This window comes from Blastomonas sp. CCH9-A1 (genome assembly GCF_001557175.1).
Classification (GTDB): Bacteria; Pseudomonadota; Alphaproteobacteria; order Sphingomonadales; family Sphingomonadaceae; genus Blastomonas; species Blastomonas delafieldii_A.
In genome coordinates this window covers 203361-218673 of record NZ_LSHM01000057.1, presented here as the reverse complement: position 1 = coordinate 218673, position 15313 = coordinate 203361, and the positions used below count along the sequence as shown (strand labels likewise).

At 63.9% G+C, this 15313-nt stretch carries 17 protein-coding genes; 14 read left to right on the top strand and 3 right to left on the bottom strand.

Translation table 11 applies throughout. The annotated features are described in order from the left end of the window. Position 1 precedes the first annotated feature (1 nt). From AX725_RS15965 to AX725_RS15920, 10 genes are all read left to right on the top strand, one after another. Entirely contained in the window at positions 2-1543 is a 1542-nt protein-coding gene (locus AX725_RS15965) for an NADH-quinone oxidoreductase subunit M (protein ID WP_060979684.1), read from the top strand. Then, positions 1543-3006 (top strand): NADH-quinone oxidoreductase subunit NuoN, encoded by a 1464-nt coding sequence (gene nuoN / locus AX725_RS15960; protein WP_060979683.1) that lies wholly within the window; start codon positions 1543-1545, stop codon positions 3004-3006. Before AX725_RS15965 ends, nuoN begins: the two co-directional genes overlap by 1 nt. Then, complete coding sequence (locus AX725_RS15955; RefSeq protein WP_208598068.1) at positions 3003-3713, top strand: biotin--[acetyl-CoA-carboxylase] ligase; 711 nt, start codon at positions 3003-3005, stop codon at positions 3711-3713. The genes nuoN and AX725_RS15955 overlap by 4 nt, the downstream gene beginning before the upstream one ends. A gap of 32 nt (positions 3714-3745) precedes the next feature. Further along, complete coding sequence (locus tag AX725_RS15950; protein WP_060979682.1) at positions 3746-4522, top strand: type III pantothenate kinase; 777 nt, start codon at positions 3746-3748, stop codon at positions 4520-4522. A 4-nt stretch (positions 4523-4526) separates the two neighbouring features. Continuing rightward, entirely contained in the window at positions 4527-6197 is a 1671-nt protein-coding gene (locus AX725_RS15945) for a ribonuclease J (protein WP_060979681.1), read from the top strand. A gap of 35 nt (positions 6198-6232) precedes the next feature. Then, positions 6233-6511 carry a DUF1467 family protein gene (locus AX725_RS15940; RefSeq protein ID WP_060979680.1) on the top strand — a complete coding sequence of 93 codons (279 nt, stop codon included), beginning with the start codon at positions 6233-6235 and terminating at the stop codon, positions 6509-6511. Positions 6512-6680: 169 nt separating this feature from the next. Beyond that, a complete protein-coding gene (locus tag AX725_RS21015) occupies positions 6681-6848 on the top strand; it encodes a hypothetical protein (protein ID WP_155645733.1) in 168 nt (55 codons plus the stop codon). 160 nt (positions 6849-7008) lie between these two features. After that, positions 7009-7218 (top strand): cold-shock protein, encoded by a 210-nt coding sequence (locus AX725_RS15930; protein ID WP_031317999.1) that lies wholly within the window; start codon positions 7009-7011, stop codon positions 7216-7218. 133 nt (positions 7219-7351) lie between these two features. Beyond that, positions 7352-7858 carry a hemerythrin domain-containing protein gene (locus AX725_RS15925; RefSeq protein ID WP_060979678.1) on the top strand — a complete coding sequence of 169 codons (507 nt, stop codon included), beginning with the start codon at positions 7352-7354 and terminating at the stop codon, positions 7856-7858. A 70-nt stretch (positions 7859-7928) separates the two neighbouring features. Continuing rightward, complete coding sequence (locus AX725_RS15920; protein ID WP_060979677.1) at positions 7929-9053, top strand: ATP phosphoribosyltransferase regulatory subunit; 1125 nt, start codon at positions 7929-7931, stop codon at positions 9051-9053. On the opposite strand, the gene AX725_RS15915 is transcribed toward AX725_RS15920, so the two are convergent. After that, positions 9050-10069: an alpha/beta hydrolase gene (locus AX725_RS15915; RefSeq protein WP_060979676.1), complete on the bottom strand. Its 1020-nt coding sequence runs from the start codon at positions 10067-10069 to the stop codon at positions 9050-9052. The genes AX725_RS15920 and AX725_RS15915 overlap by 4 nt on opposite strands. 188 nt (positions 10070-10257) lie before the next feature. Here AX725_RS15915 and AX725_RS15910 point away from each other — a divergent pair, with 188 nt between their 5' ends. The 4 genes from AX725_RS15910 to grpE are packed head-to-tail and all read left to right on the top strand — an operon-like array spanning position 10258 to position 14177. Further along, the gene (locus AX725_RS15910) at positions 10258-11547 is read left to right on the top strand and encodes an adenylosuccinate synthase (RefSeq protein WP_060979731.1); all 1290 of its coding nucleotides are present in this window, start codon (positions 10258-10260) and stop codon (positions 11545-11547) included. Between the two features lie 26 nt (positions 11548-11573). Then, positions 11574-12470 (top strand): MarR family winged helix-turn-helix transcriptional regulator, encoded by an 897-nt coding sequence (locus AX725_RS15905; protein ID WP_155645693.1) that lies wholly within the window; start codon positions 11574-11576, stop codon positions 12468-12470. Positions 12471-12525: 55 nt separating this feature from the next. Further along, a complete protein-coding gene (gene hrcA / locus AX725_RS15900; RefSeq protein ID WP_060979674.1) occupies positions 12526-13566 on the top strand; it encodes a heat-inducible transcriptional repressor HrcA in 1041 nt (346 codons plus the stop codon). After that, complete coding sequence (grpE, locus tag AX725_RS15895; protein WP_196490319.1) at positions 13563-14177, top strand: nucleotide exchange factor GrpE; 615 nt, start codon at positions 13563-13565, stop codon at positions 14175-14177. The genes hrcA and grpE overlap by 4 nt, the downstream gene beginning before the upstream one ends. 120 nt (positions 14178-14297) lie before the next feature. On the opposite strand, the gene AX725_RS15890 is transcribed toward grpE, so the two are convergent. Both AX725_RS15890 and AX725_RS15885 read right to left on the bottom strand, forming a co-directional pair. Beyond that, positions 14298-14765 (bottom strand): hypothetical protein, encoded by a 468-nt coding sequence (locus tag AX725_RS15890; protein ID WP_060979673.1) that lies wholly within the window; start codon positions 14763-14765, stop codon positions 14298-14300. Next, the gene (locus AX725_RS15885; protein WP_060979672.1) at positions 14765-15220 is read right to left on the bottom strand and encodes a copper chaperone PCu(A)C; all 456 of its coding nucleotides are present in this window, start codon (positions 15218-15220) and stop codon (positions 14765-14767) included. Before AX725_RS15885 ends, AX725_RS15890 begins: the two co-directional genes overlap by 1 nt. Positions 15221-15313 lie beyond the last annotated feature (93 nt).

Below are 15313 nucleotides of genomic sequence, written 5' to 3'. Positions count from 1 at the left end.
CATGAACGAACTGGGCTTTCCTATCCTGTCGCTGATGCTCGCCGTGCCGATGGTTGCGGCTATCGCCTGCCTGTTCGTCAGCGCGCAGGCTGCGCGCTGGATCGCGCTGCTCGCGACGCTGATCGATCTGGTGCTCGGCATCGTGCTGTGGATGCATTTCGATATCGGCGGCGCACAGTGGCAGTTCGTCGAGAAGGCGGCGCTTTTCGACCGCTTCAGCTGGGCGCTGGGCATCGACGGCATCGCGCTGATGCTCATCATGCTCTCGGTTTTCCTGATGCCCATCTGTATCGGCGCGAGCTGGGAAGCGATCGAGACGCGCGTCGGCGAATACATGGCCGCGTTCCTGCTGATGGAAGTGCTGATGATCGGCGTGTTCGCCGCGCAGGACATCTATCTGTTCTACATCTTCTTCGAGGCCGGCCTGATCCCGATGTACCTGATCATCGGCATCTGGGGCGGTGCGAACCGCATTTACGCGTCGTACAAGTTCTTCCTCTACACGCTGCTCGGATCGGTGCTGATGCTGATCGCGATGTTCTGGATGGTGAACGAGGCGGGCACGTCGGACATCCCGACGCTCATGGCCTATGACTTCCCGGTCGAGGCGCAGGCCTGGCTGTGGCTCGCGTTCTTCGCCAGCTTTGCGGTGAAGATGCCGATGTGGCCGGTGCACACCTGGCTGCCCGATGCGCACGTGCAGGCCCCGACCGCAGGCTCGGTGATCCTCGCCGGCGTGCTGCTGAAAATGGGCGGCTATGGCTTCATCCGCTTCTCGCTGCCGATGTTCCCGGAAGCCTCGGTCGATTACATGTGGCTCGTCCTCGCGCTGTCGATGGTCGCGGTCGTCTATACCTCGCTGATCGCCCTGGTGCAGAGCGACATGAAGAAGCTGATCGCCTATTCGTCGGTTGCGCATATGGCGATCGTCACCGTCGGGCTGTTCGCGTTCAACCGTCAGGGTCTGGAAGGCGCGCTCGTCGTGATGCTCAGCCATGGTCTGGTCTCGGGCGCGCTGTTCTTGTGTGTCGGCGTGATCTACGACCGACTGCACACCCGCGAGATCGATCGCTATGGTGGCCTTTCGATCAACATGCCGCGCTATGCGCTGCTGTTCCTGCTGTTCACCATGGCCTCGATCGGCCTGCCGGGCACCAGCGGCTTCGTCGGCGAATTCCTCTCGCTGGTCGGCGTCTACGAGGTGTCGAGTTGGGCCGCGATCGTCTGCACCACCGGCATCATTCTTGGCGCGGCCTACATGCTCTATCTCTATCGCCGCGTGGCCTATGGCGTGATCAAGTCCGATGACGTTGCCGCCATGCCCGATCTCAACAAGCGCGAGATTGCGCTGCTTCTCCCCATCGCGCTCGTCGTGCTGTGGATGGGCGTTTACCCCGAAAGTTTCATGGCGCCGATGCGCAAGGATGTGGGTGCGCTCGAAGCGCGGCTCGCCTCGGTCAAGCCTGCGGGTGACGCGCAGGTGAAGATGGGCAAGGCGCCTGCGCTGATGCCCGCCGCCCATGCTGAAAAAGGCCATCACTGATGAATTACGAACTTTGGTTCCAGCTGGCCTCGCCGGAAATCGTCCTTAGCCTCTCCAGCCTTTTCCTGCTGCTGATCGCGGCTTGGGGCGGCGTGCAGTCGTCGCGGCTGGTGAGCGTGCTGACCGTAGTCGCTCTGTTCGGCGCACTCGCGCTGTCGTTCAACTTCCTGCTGAACCCGTCGTTTGCTGAAGGCGCCGACGCGTTTTACGGCCAGTACCGCATGGACCGCTTCGCCTCGCTGTCGAAGATACTGGTGTTCCTTTCGGCGATCGGCTGCATCATCGTTGCGCCCAAATTCTTCGCGCGCGGCAATCTGATGCGCCCCGAATATCCGATCCTCATCCTGTTCGCGTCGATCGGCATGGGGCTGATGGTCTCGGCGGTCGATCTGCTGACGCTCTATGTCGGGCTCGAGATGCAGAGCCTTGCCGCCTATGTGCTGGCAAGCTTCCTGCGCAGCGACGATCGCTCGGCAGAAGCGGGCCTCAAATATTTCGTGCTCGGCGCGCTGGCGAGCGGCATTCTGCTGTTCGGCATGTCGCTGCTCTACGGCTTTACCGGGACGACCAGCTTTATCGGCATCCAGACGGCGTTCACCGATGGCGTGTCGACCGGCGCACTGTTCGGCATCGTCTTCGTGCTGTCGGGCCTGGCGTTCAAGATCAGCGCGGTGCCTTTCCATATGTGGACGCCCGACGTCTATGAAGGCGCGCCGACCCCGGTGACGACCTTCTTTGCCACCGCCCCCAAGGTCGCCGCCATGGCGCTGACCATGCGCGTTGCGATCGAGGCGTTCGGTGGCCAGCAGGCGGTGTGGCAGCAGATCGTGATCTTCGTGGCGCTCGCCTCGATCATCCTCGGCGGTGTCGCGGCGATCGGTCAGCAGAATATCAAGCGCCTGCTCGCTTATTCGTCGATCAACAATGTTGGCTTCATCCTGATCGGCCTCGCCACCGGCACGCCCGAAGGCGCGTCGGCGATGATGACCTATCTCATCATTTATGTCGCGATGACGCTGGGCAGCTTCATCTGCGTTCTCGACCTGAACGATCGCGAAGGCCGCCCGGTGGAAGAGATTGCCAAGCTTGCCGGACTGTCGAAGACGCGTCCGGGCCTGGCAGCGGCGCTCGCCGTGTTCATGTTCAGCTTGGCGGGCATTCCGCCGCTGTTCGGCTTCTGGGGCAAGTTCGTGGTGTTCGACGCTGCGGTCGCTGCCGGGCTGATCCCGCTCGCCGCGATCGGTATCGCGGCCTCGGTGATTGGCGCGTTCTATTATCTCAAGGTCGTCAAGGTCATGTATTTTGACGAACCTGCCGACGTCATCGCGCCCAGCGATTCCGCCGCGCGCATGGCGCTGGTGACGCTGACCGCTCTGTTCGTGTCGCCGCTCGGCTATTTTGCGACGCTGGCGCTCAGCCCGGTCACGGCAGGCGCAGCCAAGGCACTGTTCTGGGCAGCGTGATCGAAACGGTCGCGCTGACCGGCTCCACCAATGCCGACATGATGGCGCGCGCCGATGCGGGCGCGCCCGAGGGTCTGTGGCTGCGTGCCGAGCAGCAGGACGGGGGCAGGGGGCGGCTTGGCCGGCAATGGCTGAGCCCGATCGGCAATCTTTACTGCAGCACGCTCGTGCGGCTTCGCCCTGACGATCCGCCCGCGCACCTGCTCGCCTTCGTCACCGCGCTCGCGGTGCATGATACCGTGCTGCAGATCCTGCCCGATTGTGGCGCGCGGCTGAAATGGCCCAATGACGTGCATGTCGAAGGCGCCAAGCTTGCAGGCATCCTGCTCGAGCGGCGAGCCGATGCGGTCGTGGTCGGGATCGGCATGAATGTCGCGCTCGCCCCGGATGTTCCGGGACGCAAGGTTACCTGCCTGCGCGATCTGGGCGCCATGGCGCAGATCGATGCGGCTGCAGTCATCGAGCTGCTTGCCGATCGGTTCGCTGCCCGCCTCGCGCAATGGCGTTCGGTGACGTCTGCAACGCTGCTTGATGTCTGGTGCGCCGCCGCGCATAAGCCCGGCGAAGCGATGGCGGTCCAGCGCGGAACTGATGATCGCCTGGAAGGGGTTTTCGATGGCCTCGCCGCCGATGGCGCATTGCGACTGCGCCTGGCCGACGGTCGATCGGAGACGATCAGCGCCGGAGATGTCGATCTTGTCGGTTGATACCACAGGGTTTCTAACGAGGGGTGTGCGAAATGCTGCTTGCGATTGATGTCGGCAACACCAATGCCGTGTTCGCCCTGTTCAACGGCCGTACGATCAAGGCGCGCTGGCGAATTTCCACCGACCCCCGGCGCACAGCGGACGAATATGCGGTGTGGCTCAACCAGCTGCTCGCAATCGAGGGCTTTGTCCGGCAGGACATCGCCAATGTGATCATCTCGACGGTGGTGCCGCGTGCGTTGCACAACTTGCAGATGCTCTCGCGCAAGTATTTCGATGTCGAGCCGCTGGTCGCGGGGGTGGAGCCGGCGGACTGGCGCATCCAGATCGATGTCGATGAGCCGCGCTCGCTGGGGGCGGACAGAGCGGTCAACACGATCGCCGCGCACGCATTGCACCCCGGCGATCTGATCGTCATCGACTTTGGCACCGCAACCACCTATGACGTCGTGGATTATACCGGCGCTTACAAGGGCGGCATCATTGCACCAGGCATCAACCTGTCGCTCGATGCCTTGGTGAGCGCCGCTGCCAAGCTGCCCCGTATCGCCATCGAGATTCCGGATACCGACGGATCGGTGATCGGGCGCAATACCGAAGACCAGATGCAGATCGGCGTCTTCTGGGGCTATGTCGCGATGATGGAAGGGCTGGTTGCCCGGATGCGCGCCGAGATTGGTCGCCCCGCCAAGGTGATCGCCACCGGCGGGCTGGCAGTGCTGTTCGATCGGCACACGACGATATTTGATGCGGTCGAGCCGGACCTGACGCTTCAGGGGCTGGCCATGATCGCCGAAAGGGCTTTTTGACCAGATGACACCCGGTAAAGAATTGTTGTTCCTGGCCCTTGGCGGGTCGGGCGAGATCGGCATGAACGCCAATCTCTATGGCTGTGACGGCAAATGGGTCATGGTCGATCTGGGCATGACGTTCAGCGACCCCGCCTATCCGGGTGTCGAGCTGGTCTTTCCCGATCTGGAATTCATCGAGGAGCGCGCCGAGGATCTGCTCGGGATCGTGCTGACGCATGGGCATGAAGACCATATCGGCGCGCTGCCCTATCTGGCGGCAGACCTGGGCGTGCCGCTGTTCGCGACGCCCTTCACCGCCGATCTGATCCGCCGCAAGCTCGAGGAGCAGGGACTGGTCAACGACGTCACGCTCAATGTCGTCGAGAATGACGGCAGCCTGCAATTGGGCCCCTTCGGCTTCCGCTATCTGCCGCTCGCGCACTCGATTGCCGAGGGCAATGCGCTGTTGATCGACACGCCTTATGGCCGCGTCTTCCACACCGGCGACTGGAAGCTCGATGACGAGCCGCTGATCGGCGTGCCTTCTACCCCGGAAGCGCTCACCCAGCTGGGCGACGAGGGTGTGCTCGCTCTGGTCTGCGATTCGACCAACGTGTTCAATCCGGAAAGCTCGGGCTCCGAAGGCGAGGTGCGCGATGCGCTGATCGCGGCGGTCAAACCGCTGAAAGGTCGTGCGCTGATCACCACCTTCGCCTCGAACGTCGCGCGGCTGCATACGCTGGGCGAGGTGGCGCGTGCGACCAACCGCCAGCTGTGCGTCGCCGGCCGCTCGCTCGATCGCATCATCGCGGTGGCCAAGGCGAACGGCTATCTGCTGGATCTGCCCGAACTCGTCGATTTCGACACCGCCATGGGCCTGCCTCGGCGCGAGATACTGGTCGTGGCGACCGGCGGCCAGGGCGAGCCGCGCGCGGCGCTGGCACGCGTGGCCGAGGGTAATCACCAGATCAAGCTGGAAGAGGGCGATACCGTGCTCTTCTCGTCCAAGGTCATTCCGGGCAACGAAATCGCCATCGGCCGCATCCAGAACCGGCTGGCAGCGGACGGCATCCAGATGATCACCGATCGCCAGGCCGACATTCATGTCTCGGGCCATCCCGGACGTCCCGAGCTTGCAGAGATGTACCGCTGGATCCGTCCGAAGGTGCTGGTGCCGGTGCATGGTGAGATGCGCCACATGGCTGAACAGGCGCGGCTCGGGCTCGAGCTCGGCATACCGCATGCCGTCGTCCAGAAGAACGGCGATCTGGTGCGGCTGGCACCGGGCGAACCCGGCGTGATCGGGCACGAGCGCGCCGGACGGCTGGTGCTGGATGGCGATGTCATCCTGCCCGCCGATGGCCTGACCATGGGGGAGCGGCGCAAGCTGGCGCTGAACGGGCAGGTGAGTGTGGCGGTCGCGCTCGACAGCAAGGGCCGCCTGGTCGGCGATCCGGTGCTGCGTCCGCTGGGTCTGCCGGTCGAGGATGATCTCGACGCCTTCATTGCCGAGGCAGTGGAGGACGTGCGCGAAGCGATTGAAAAGCCCGCTTCAAAGGGCAAGGGCAAGGCGCGGGGACCGCAAACGAGCGATGACGTGCAGGAGGCGATCCGCCTTGCCGTGCGCCGCGCGGCGACCCGCTGGACGGGCAAGAAGCCCGTGGTTACGGTCTTGATGATCGAGGCGGGCTGACCCATTTTGAGCGCGGCCATCAGGGGCATATCGACATGAGCTGGACGAGCATTCTTGCCATCTATCTGCTTTTCTGGGTCATCACGGCCTTTGTCGTGATGCCTTTTGGTGTGCGCACGGCGGACGAGCTGGGTGTCGAGAAAGTGCGCGGCCAGGCCGACAGTGCGCCGGCCAATTTCAAGCCGCTCAAGGTCATGGCGATCACCACCGTGATCTCCGCAGCCGCCTTCGGCCTGTTCTATGCCAATTACATGAACGGCTGGATCGGCCCAGACGATGTGAACATCTTTGGCAAACCCCCGGGAGCGGAATAGGCCATTCGTCGCACAATGCACGATTTCTGCAATTGCCATGCGACTTCTGCAGCATTTGCTGCTATAGCTTCGTCATCGTGCGATCCTGATCCCAAGCCTACGCGCGACTGAGAGACCTGCGGCATCGCTGCTCCACGCTCTTGCTTGTACAGCAAATTGAGCGACAGCCTTGCCCGATATCAATCAGCTCTTCCAGAATCTCCACATCGCGCAACTGCGCGCGCTTTACGCTCCTACCGGCGGCGAGCGCGAGGCGCAGCGCGGGCATGTGCGGCATCATCGTGCGCAATTGCACGTCCACGCTTACCCTCAGCCCGGCAGCTTCCTGCCCTGCTGAAGCCATCGGAGCGTGTCCTTCATGGATGCGCTCTTCTTCCCTCGCAATGGCCGGAGCCGGGCGTTGCAGGGGTCGCAATCGAACTTCCGGCTCCAACCGCGCGGCAAGGATTGTCCACAACATTCGTGGCCTGCCGCGTTCTACTCTTAAGGAAATGACTATGCCTATTGGCACCGTAAAGTTTTTCAACGCCGACAAGGGCTATGGCTTCATCCAGCCCGATGACGGCGGCAACGACGCGTTCGTGCACATCAGCGCGGTCGAAGCGTCGGGCATGCACACGCTCGATCGCGACCAGCGCGTGAACTTCGAGCTGGAACAGGATCGTCGTGGCAAGATGGCGGCTGTGCGCCTGTCTTCGGCAGCCTGATCGTCTGCATTCGGCCTGCGGGGCGGCTCTGCCGCTCCGCAGGCTCGCAGAACCAAGAGCGATCCGCTCGCAATCGTTTACACGGACTTAATATGTCGGTGCTATTGTCAGCTTCTCCTGAAGGAGCCGCTTGATGCTCGACAAGTTTTTGCACGATCACGCCGTGTTGCGGCAGATGGGCGAAAGTCTGATCGCCCTGCTCGACCTTCCTGAAATGCCCGACCCGCAGGAACTGGCGGAAAGACGTTGGCGTCTCAGCAGCCATGTCATGCAGCATCTCGCGCTCGAAGACCGCTATCTTTATGCCAAGCTGCTCAACGACCCACGGCCCGATGTCCGTGCAAAGGGCGAGTGCTTTCAGCAGGAATTGTCCTCGCTGTTCGGCGACTATGTCGAACAGGGCAAATACTGGACGCAGGAGCGCATTGCCGCCGACTGGCATGGATACCGGCACAAGGCCAAGCAGCGCGTCCTGATCATGTTCGCTCGCGTCGACCGCGAGGAGGCCGAGCTGTTCCCGCTGATCGAGGACGCAACGATCGATGCTAGTACGAAGGTGCCGCACAGCACCAACTGGGCGCGCGATGCCTTTGCCATCAAGGATGCGATGGTTAACACGGCGGGCTTCAAAGCCGCCTGATCCTGACTGTCTGATTCCAACCGCCGCTGCACGGTTTTCCCCGCGCCGCTTATCGTCTAAGCGCAGCGGCATGTCTGAAGCGAATCCCGATATCCTTCCCGCAGGTCTCGCCGATCTGCTGCCCCCGCGCGCCGAACAGGCTGCCTGGCTGACCCGCAACGCGATGCAGGTTTTCGCCGCGCATGGCTATGACCGGGTGTCGCCGCCGCTGGTGGAATATGAGCGCTCGCTCGCCACGCGGATGCAAGGCACGGGGCGTCAGCATCTTTTCCGGATGGTCGATCCCTCCTCGATGCGCACGCTCGCCATCCGCTCGGACATTACTGTGCAGGTGGGGCGCGTCGCGACGACGCTGATGGCGTCGGCGCCGCGTCCGCTGCGACTGAGCTATGCAGGGCAAGTGCTGCGGATCGCGTCCGACCAGCTCGCGCCCGAACGCGAGCGGTTGCAGATCGGCGCGGAGCTGATCGGGCATGACAATATCGCCGCCGCGCAGGAGGTGGTGCGGATTGCGATCGAGGCGCTGGTCCAGGCGGGTGCCACCGGCATCACCGTCGACCTGACCTTGCCCGATCTGGTCGATACGCTCGCCAGCAGTGCGTTTCCCTTGCCGCCAGGCATGATCGGAGCGGTCCGGCGCGAACTCGACATGAAGGATGCCGGCGGACTGACTGCGCTGGGCGCGGACGCCTATCTGCCGCTGCTCTACGCTATGGGGCCGTTCGAGGCCGCGATCGACGCACTGGCGGCGATCGATGCCGGCGGCGCGCTGGCCAGCCGCATTCGCGCGCTGCGCGAGATCGCGGCTGCCTTGCCCGACACGGTGACGGTCACGCTCGATCCGACCGAGCGCCACGGCTTCGAATATCAGAGCTGGTTCGGCTTTTCGCTCTATGCCGACGGCTGCCCCGGCGCGCTGGGTCGCGGTGGCACCTATGCCATCCCGAACGGAAAAGGCGGCGAGGAGGTCGCGACCGGCTTCTCGCTCTATCCCGACGCACTGCTCGATCTGGGCGGTGTCGGCGAAGCCGCAGGCGCGGGCAAGCTGTTCCTTCCGCTGGGCCATGATCGCGGCACGGCGGCGCGTCTGCGCGCGATCGGCTGGCGTACGGTTGCCGCGATCACCGCCGAGGACGATGCTGCTGCGTTGGGCTGCACGCACCGCCTGATGGGACAGGATACCGTCGCGATCTAGAGGGATTTCAGGAACGCCTCGACCGAACGGGTCTGGGGGTTGCCGGGCTGGCCGAGTTCGCGGTTGATCGTCATGTGCGATTCCCCGTCCACGCCCTCGAGTTGAACCTTCGCGCCGGCCTGTTGCAGCGCTCGGCCCAGCGCATGGGATTGAGCGGTAGCGTCGGCCCGCCTCGAAACGTAGAGGATCAGCCAGCGCGGTGCATTCGGGGCGGCGGCGTGGAGCGTCGGCGAAAGCCTGGCCTGGCGGGCCGGTTCGGTGCCGAAGGCGGGCTCGTAGGTGCGCTTGGTCATGAAGCTACCCTGGCGCATCTGTTCGGCGACGTCATAGGCGGCTCCGTCGAGCAGGATGACGCCGGACAGGTCAGTCATGTCCGGCCCCAGCCATTGCGGATCGGTGCCGACCAGCGCGGAAAGGTGCGCCCCGGCGCTATGGCCCATCAGGACGATCCGGTTGGCGTCGATGCCCAGCGTCGCGGCGTCGCGCTTCAATCGGGCAACCGCAGCGGCGACATCCGCCGCCTGCCGCTCGACCGGCGCTTCGGGCAGCAGGCGATAACCGACCGAGGCGAAGGCCCAGCCTTGCGCGTTGAAGAAATCGGGCTTCTGCTGGACCATGTCCTTGCTGCCCTTGCTCCACCCGCCGCCATGGACATAGACCACGACCGGATAGCCGCTGGCCGGGCGCGCTGTTTCAGGGGAGTAGAGGTCGAGCTTCTGCGCCGCATCGCTGCCATAGGCGATGGTCCGGGCGCGGGCGGTCGTTTCGGCGCTGGTGTCGCTCTGCTGCATGCGCCTGGCCATCGCCTGCATCATCTCGCCCTTGCACGGTTGCGACAGCTGGTCCTTCTTCTCGCGCAGACACTCGCGCATCTCGCCGCGGTTGAAACCGCAGAGCTGCACGACCTCGCGGCGGCATTCGCGCGACAACATGCGTCCGCCTTCGCGCGCCTGTTGCGCCAGTACCGGCGCGATCAGCAGACCCGCGCCCAGAATGACAAGTCCTTTCTTCAGCATGCGTCGTCCTCCAACCCTTGCCTCGAGGCAATTTGCCGCGACCGGTTCGCGAAGGTCCATCCTCGAAGTGCATCAAATTGTATCGCGGATGGGCGCAACGGACTGGACGCCAGCGCCTGGCGTCACTAGGACAGCCCCGCTTTGCGCGTGGCGGCCCCATGCGCTCCACCATCAAAAAGGGTTGGTTTGTGGCCAATGTAACCGTGATCGGCGCCCAATGGGGCGATGAAGGCAAAGGCAAGATCGTCGACTGGCTCGCAGAGCGGGCCGATGCGGTGATCCGCTTCCAGGGCGGCCATAATGCGGGGCATACGCTGGTCATCGGTGAAAAGGTCTTCAAGCTGTCGCTGCTGCCTTCGGGGATCGTGCGCGGCACGTTCAGCGTCATCGGCAATGGTGTGGTGCTCGATCCCTGGGCGCTGCGCGACGAGGTCGAGAAGCTGCGCGGCCAAGGTGTGGAGATCACCCCGGACAACCTCGCGATCGCCGATAATTGCCCGCTGATCCTTCCCTTTCACCGCGATCTCGACGCGCTGCGCGAGGATGCGAGCGGCCAGGGCAAGATCGGAACCACACGTCGCGGTATCGGCCCGGCCTATGAGGACAAGGTCGGCAGGCGGGCTATTCGCGTGTGCGACCTTGCGCATCTCGATGCGCTCGATCCGCAGCTCGACCGGCTGTGCGCGCACCATGATGCGCTGCGCGCCGGTTTCGGCGAACCGCCGATCGATCGGGCGAAGCTCGTCGACGAACTGGCCGAGATAGCACCGTTCGTGCTCGAGTTCGCGCAACCGGTATGGAAGCGCCTCGGCGAGATCCGCCGCGCAGGGGCTCGGATGCTGTTCGAAGGCGCGCAGGGTGTGCTGCTCGATGTCGATCACGGCACCTATCCCTTCGTGACGTCGTCGAACACCATCACCGGCTCGGCTTCGGGCGGCAGCGGGCTGGGTCCGCAGGCGAGCGGTTTCGTGCTCGGCATCGTCAAGGCTTATACCACCCGCGTCGGATCGGGTCCGTTCCCGACCGAACTCGAGGACGAAACCGGCCAGCGGCTCGGCGAGCGGGGCCATGAATTCGGCACGGTGACAGGGCGCAAGCGGCGCTGTGGCTGGTTCGATGCGACGCTGGTGCGGCAGAGCTGTGCCGTCGCCGGGGTGACCGGGATCGCGCTCACCAAGCTTGACGTGCTCGATGGATTTCCCAAGCTCAAGATCTGCACCGGCTACCGGCTCAACGGCAAGGTTCTGGATTATTTCCCGGCGCACGCGGGCGACCAGGCGGCGGTGCAGCCCATTTACGAGGAAATGGAAGGCTGGCACGAATCGACCGCCGGCGCGCGCAGCTGGGTTGACCTGCCCGCTCAGGCCATCAAGTATATCAAGCGTGTCGAGGAACTGATCCAGTGTCCGGTGGCGCTGGTATCGACCTCACCCGAGCGTGAAGATACCATATTGGTCCGCGATCCCTTCGCGGATTGAGGCAATCCAGGGGGGCTGGGACAGGCATGTCAGAAGACGCAGGGCTACGCTTTACCAACTGGCCTGCGGCTTCCCGCCCCCCATTGACGCTCGTCACCGACAGTGCGGAAACCGCAGCGCTGGTGGACGCAGCAGGATGGCGCGCCATAGGTTTCAGCATAGATCAGGCCGAAACCGCGGATATACTGGTGCTTGACTGGCGTTTGCAGGTGCCGGGGGTGCTTCCCGCGCTTGCAACGGACTGCGGATTGCTCGCACTGGTCAGCCTGGAGACTATGGACGCTGCTGACGCCGTGTTGGCGGGCCACAGTGTCCGCTTTGTCGTCGGCAGCAATCCCGTGCTGATGGCGACCGAGCTTTCCGAGCTCGCCGCGCTGGTACAGACCCGGCAGGCGCGCGATCCCAGCAGCGACGAACGCGCACGGCTCCAATCGCTGGCGAGCGAACTTGCGCGGCTGGCCGAACAGCTCGGCGCACTTTCGGAAGAGGGCGGTGACGACGGGGACGGCGCGTCGCTCGCCGATCGTAGCCTTGCCTACCAGGCCGAAGAGCCGCTCGACCCGATACCGGCCAAGCCACCCAGCGCGCAGCGCATTCGTCATCTCATCGCGATGCGACGTTTGCGCGACCGATTTTTCCGGTCCGATCTTTTCGCCGACCCTGCGTGGGATATCTTGCTCGATCTGACGGCATCGCGGATCGAGAAGAGGCAGGTTTCGGTTTCCAGCCTCTGCATTGCCGCCGCCGTGCCACCGACCACGGCGTTGCGCTGGGTCCGCATGATGACCGATCAGGGGCTGCTCGAGCGTCGCGCCGATCCTGCCGATGCGCGGCGGATGTTCGTCGATCTGTCGGATGCGGCCTTTGCCAAGGTGTGCGGCTGGTTCGCGATGGTCGAGCAGCGTGGCGGTCTGGGCGTGTGACTGCCACCATGCATGCCATCTTGGCAGCGGGGGCGGTTCTCCCTAGTTTGCGAGCATGACCAGTCCGTTCACCGAACTGAACGACCGCGCGCGCGACGTTTTCCGCATTGTTGTCGAGAGCTATCTCGAAACCGGTCAGCCGGTCGGATCGCGCACGATCTCGAAAACGTCGGCGGTCAATCTGTCGCCAGCCTCGATCCGCAACGTGATGCAGGACCTCGAGGAACTTGGCCTGCTCGCTGCACCGCATACGAGTGCGGGGCGCATGCCGACCGAGCAGGGTCTCAGGCTCTTTGTCGATGGGATGATGCAGGTCGCCGAGCCTTCGGCCGAAGAGCGTGCGGCAATCGAGAAGCAGCTGGAAAGCACCGGGCCGATCGAAGCTGCGCTTGCCGCCACAACCCAGGCGCTGTCGGGCCTGTCCGCCTGCGCCGGGATCGTCATGGTGCCGCGTCGCGAGCCGGTGCTGCGCCAGATGAACTTCGTGCGGCTTTCGGACAACCAGGTACTGGCGGTGCTTGTCGGGCATGACGGCAGCATCGAAAACCGCGTGCTCGAAATGGACCGACGCGTGACGGACAGCATGCTGGTCCAGGCAGGCAATTTCATCAGTGCCAGGCTTTCGGGGCGCAGTCTTTCGCAGGCGCTGGCGGCTCTTGAGGCCGAGATTCTCAGCGAGCGGGCTGCGCTGGACAATGCGAGTTCGGACCTTGTCCGCCGCGGGCTCGCCATGTGGTCGCGCGACGGGTCGGATCGTCCGGTGCTGATCGTGCGCGGACAGGCGAACCTGCTCGACAATGAGGCGGTGGCGGATCTGGAACGCGTGCGCCGCCTGCTCGACGAGCTTGAAGCGATGCAGGACATTGCCCATCTTCTCGATAGCGCGCGCGAGGCAGGATCGGCCCGCATCTTCATCGGAGCGGAAAACAAATTGTTTTCGCTTTCCGGGTCATCCGTGATAGCGGCGCCCTATCGTGACGGCGAGGGCCGTGTTGTCGGCGTGGTGGGGGTCATCGGCCCCACCCGCCTCAATTATGCGCGTATTGTGCCGATGGTGGACTTTACCGCGCAGAGCCTGACCCGATTGTTGAAATGAGCAGGAACACCGTGATTCAGGACGAAACCGTGACGCAGAACGACACCAGCAAATCCGCCGATATCGACGCCGAAGCGGCCGTCGAACTCGAGGGCGTGCCGGACAGCCTGAAGGAACAGGGCGATGGCCAGGCGGCGCTGGAAGAGCGCATTGCCGCGCTCGAAGCGCAGCTCGCCGAAGCGAAGCAGGACGTGCTCTATGCGCGCGCCGACACGCAGAATGTGCGCCGCCGTCTGGAAAAGGACGCGCAGGATGCCCGCGCTTATGCCGCGACCGGCTTTGCCCGCGACATCCTTTCGGTCTCGGACAATCTGACGCGCGCGCTGCAGGCGATCCCGGAAGATGCGCGCAATGACGAGGCGTGGAAGGGGCTGGTCGTCGGTCTCGAAGCGACGGGCCGCGAGCTCGAAAGCGTGTTCGGCAAGCATGGTATCTCGCGCATCGCCGCGATCGGCCTGCCGCTCGATCCCAACCAGCACCAGGCGATGATCGAACTGCCCAGCGACGAGGCAGAGCCCGGCACCGTGGTGCAGGAACTTCAGGCCGGCTACATGATCAAGGACCGCCTGCTCCGCCCGGCGCTGGTCGCGGTGGCGAAGAAGCCGGATTGATCGCCCTCAGCGCAAATTGACCCGTCATTCCCGCGAACGCGGGAATCCCGCTTTTTGGCCAAGGCTGCGCAGAAGCGGGACCCCCGCTTCTGCGGGGTGACGGGGTAAATCAAAGGTGTGTCAGACCGGGAACGGCACAATCTGCCGATAGGTCTCGATTGACGGCGCCCCCGGTACCTTGGCGCCCTGGCGCAGCATGAAGGCGTGGCGTACGAGTTCGGCCTGTTGCTCTATACCGTATTTGCTGAAGCGCTGGCCCGGCTTGATCGCATAGTCATAGCGGCAGAACGGGTGGCGCTTCAGCGGCAGGAAGATGCCCTGCTGATACTGCCAGACATGTACCATCTCGTGGATGAAAAGCGCCTGGCGCGACAGGCTCGCGCAGCTGAAATCGTCACAATAGGCGCTGCCGCCCGGATGGAAATGGATATGCCCCATCGGCGCCATGATCGTGCGCTTGGGCTGGAAGAATATCCATTTCTTCAGCCTTATGCGCACACGATCATAAGCGATCGCGTCGCCGAATACCGAACGCGACAGATCGATCTCCGTCTTTGTCAGGGGGCGGTCGATCGGCGCGGTTGCCATTAGTGATGGGCCATGCCGTCTTCGGGCTTGATCGCATTGAGCGTCGCATCGACCTCGATCTTCTCGCCATTGGAGAAGGAAAACAGGAAGGTCGCCTTGCCCGCCTTGCGCGAGGCATTGTCGAAGCCCCAGACCATCACATGCTTACCGCCCGGCTCGAACTCGACCTTGCCGCGCGTCGGCACCGCGACTGCCGTGATCGGCTTCATCGTCGACATGCCGTTCTCCTCGACCGTCTCGTGCATTTCGAGCCGCAGGATGTTCGGCGAGGTGATCGAACGCAGGACGGTGTCGCTGGGACCGCCCTTGATGGTGAAATACAGCACCGAAGGACTGCCCTCGACCGGTGAGAGCTTCACATAGGCCTTTTCGACCAGCAGCTGTGCGGGCGGCTGGCACGCGGCGAGCAGGGCCAGCGCGAGCCCAGTGACCATCAGCGTAACTATGCGCAGCATCGGCGAATTCTCCCTCATCATCCTGTGCCGGAACGGGCCGGATCGGCCATGGCCGTGATGTAGATACTGCGATGCCTTGTGCCAAGCGAAAGC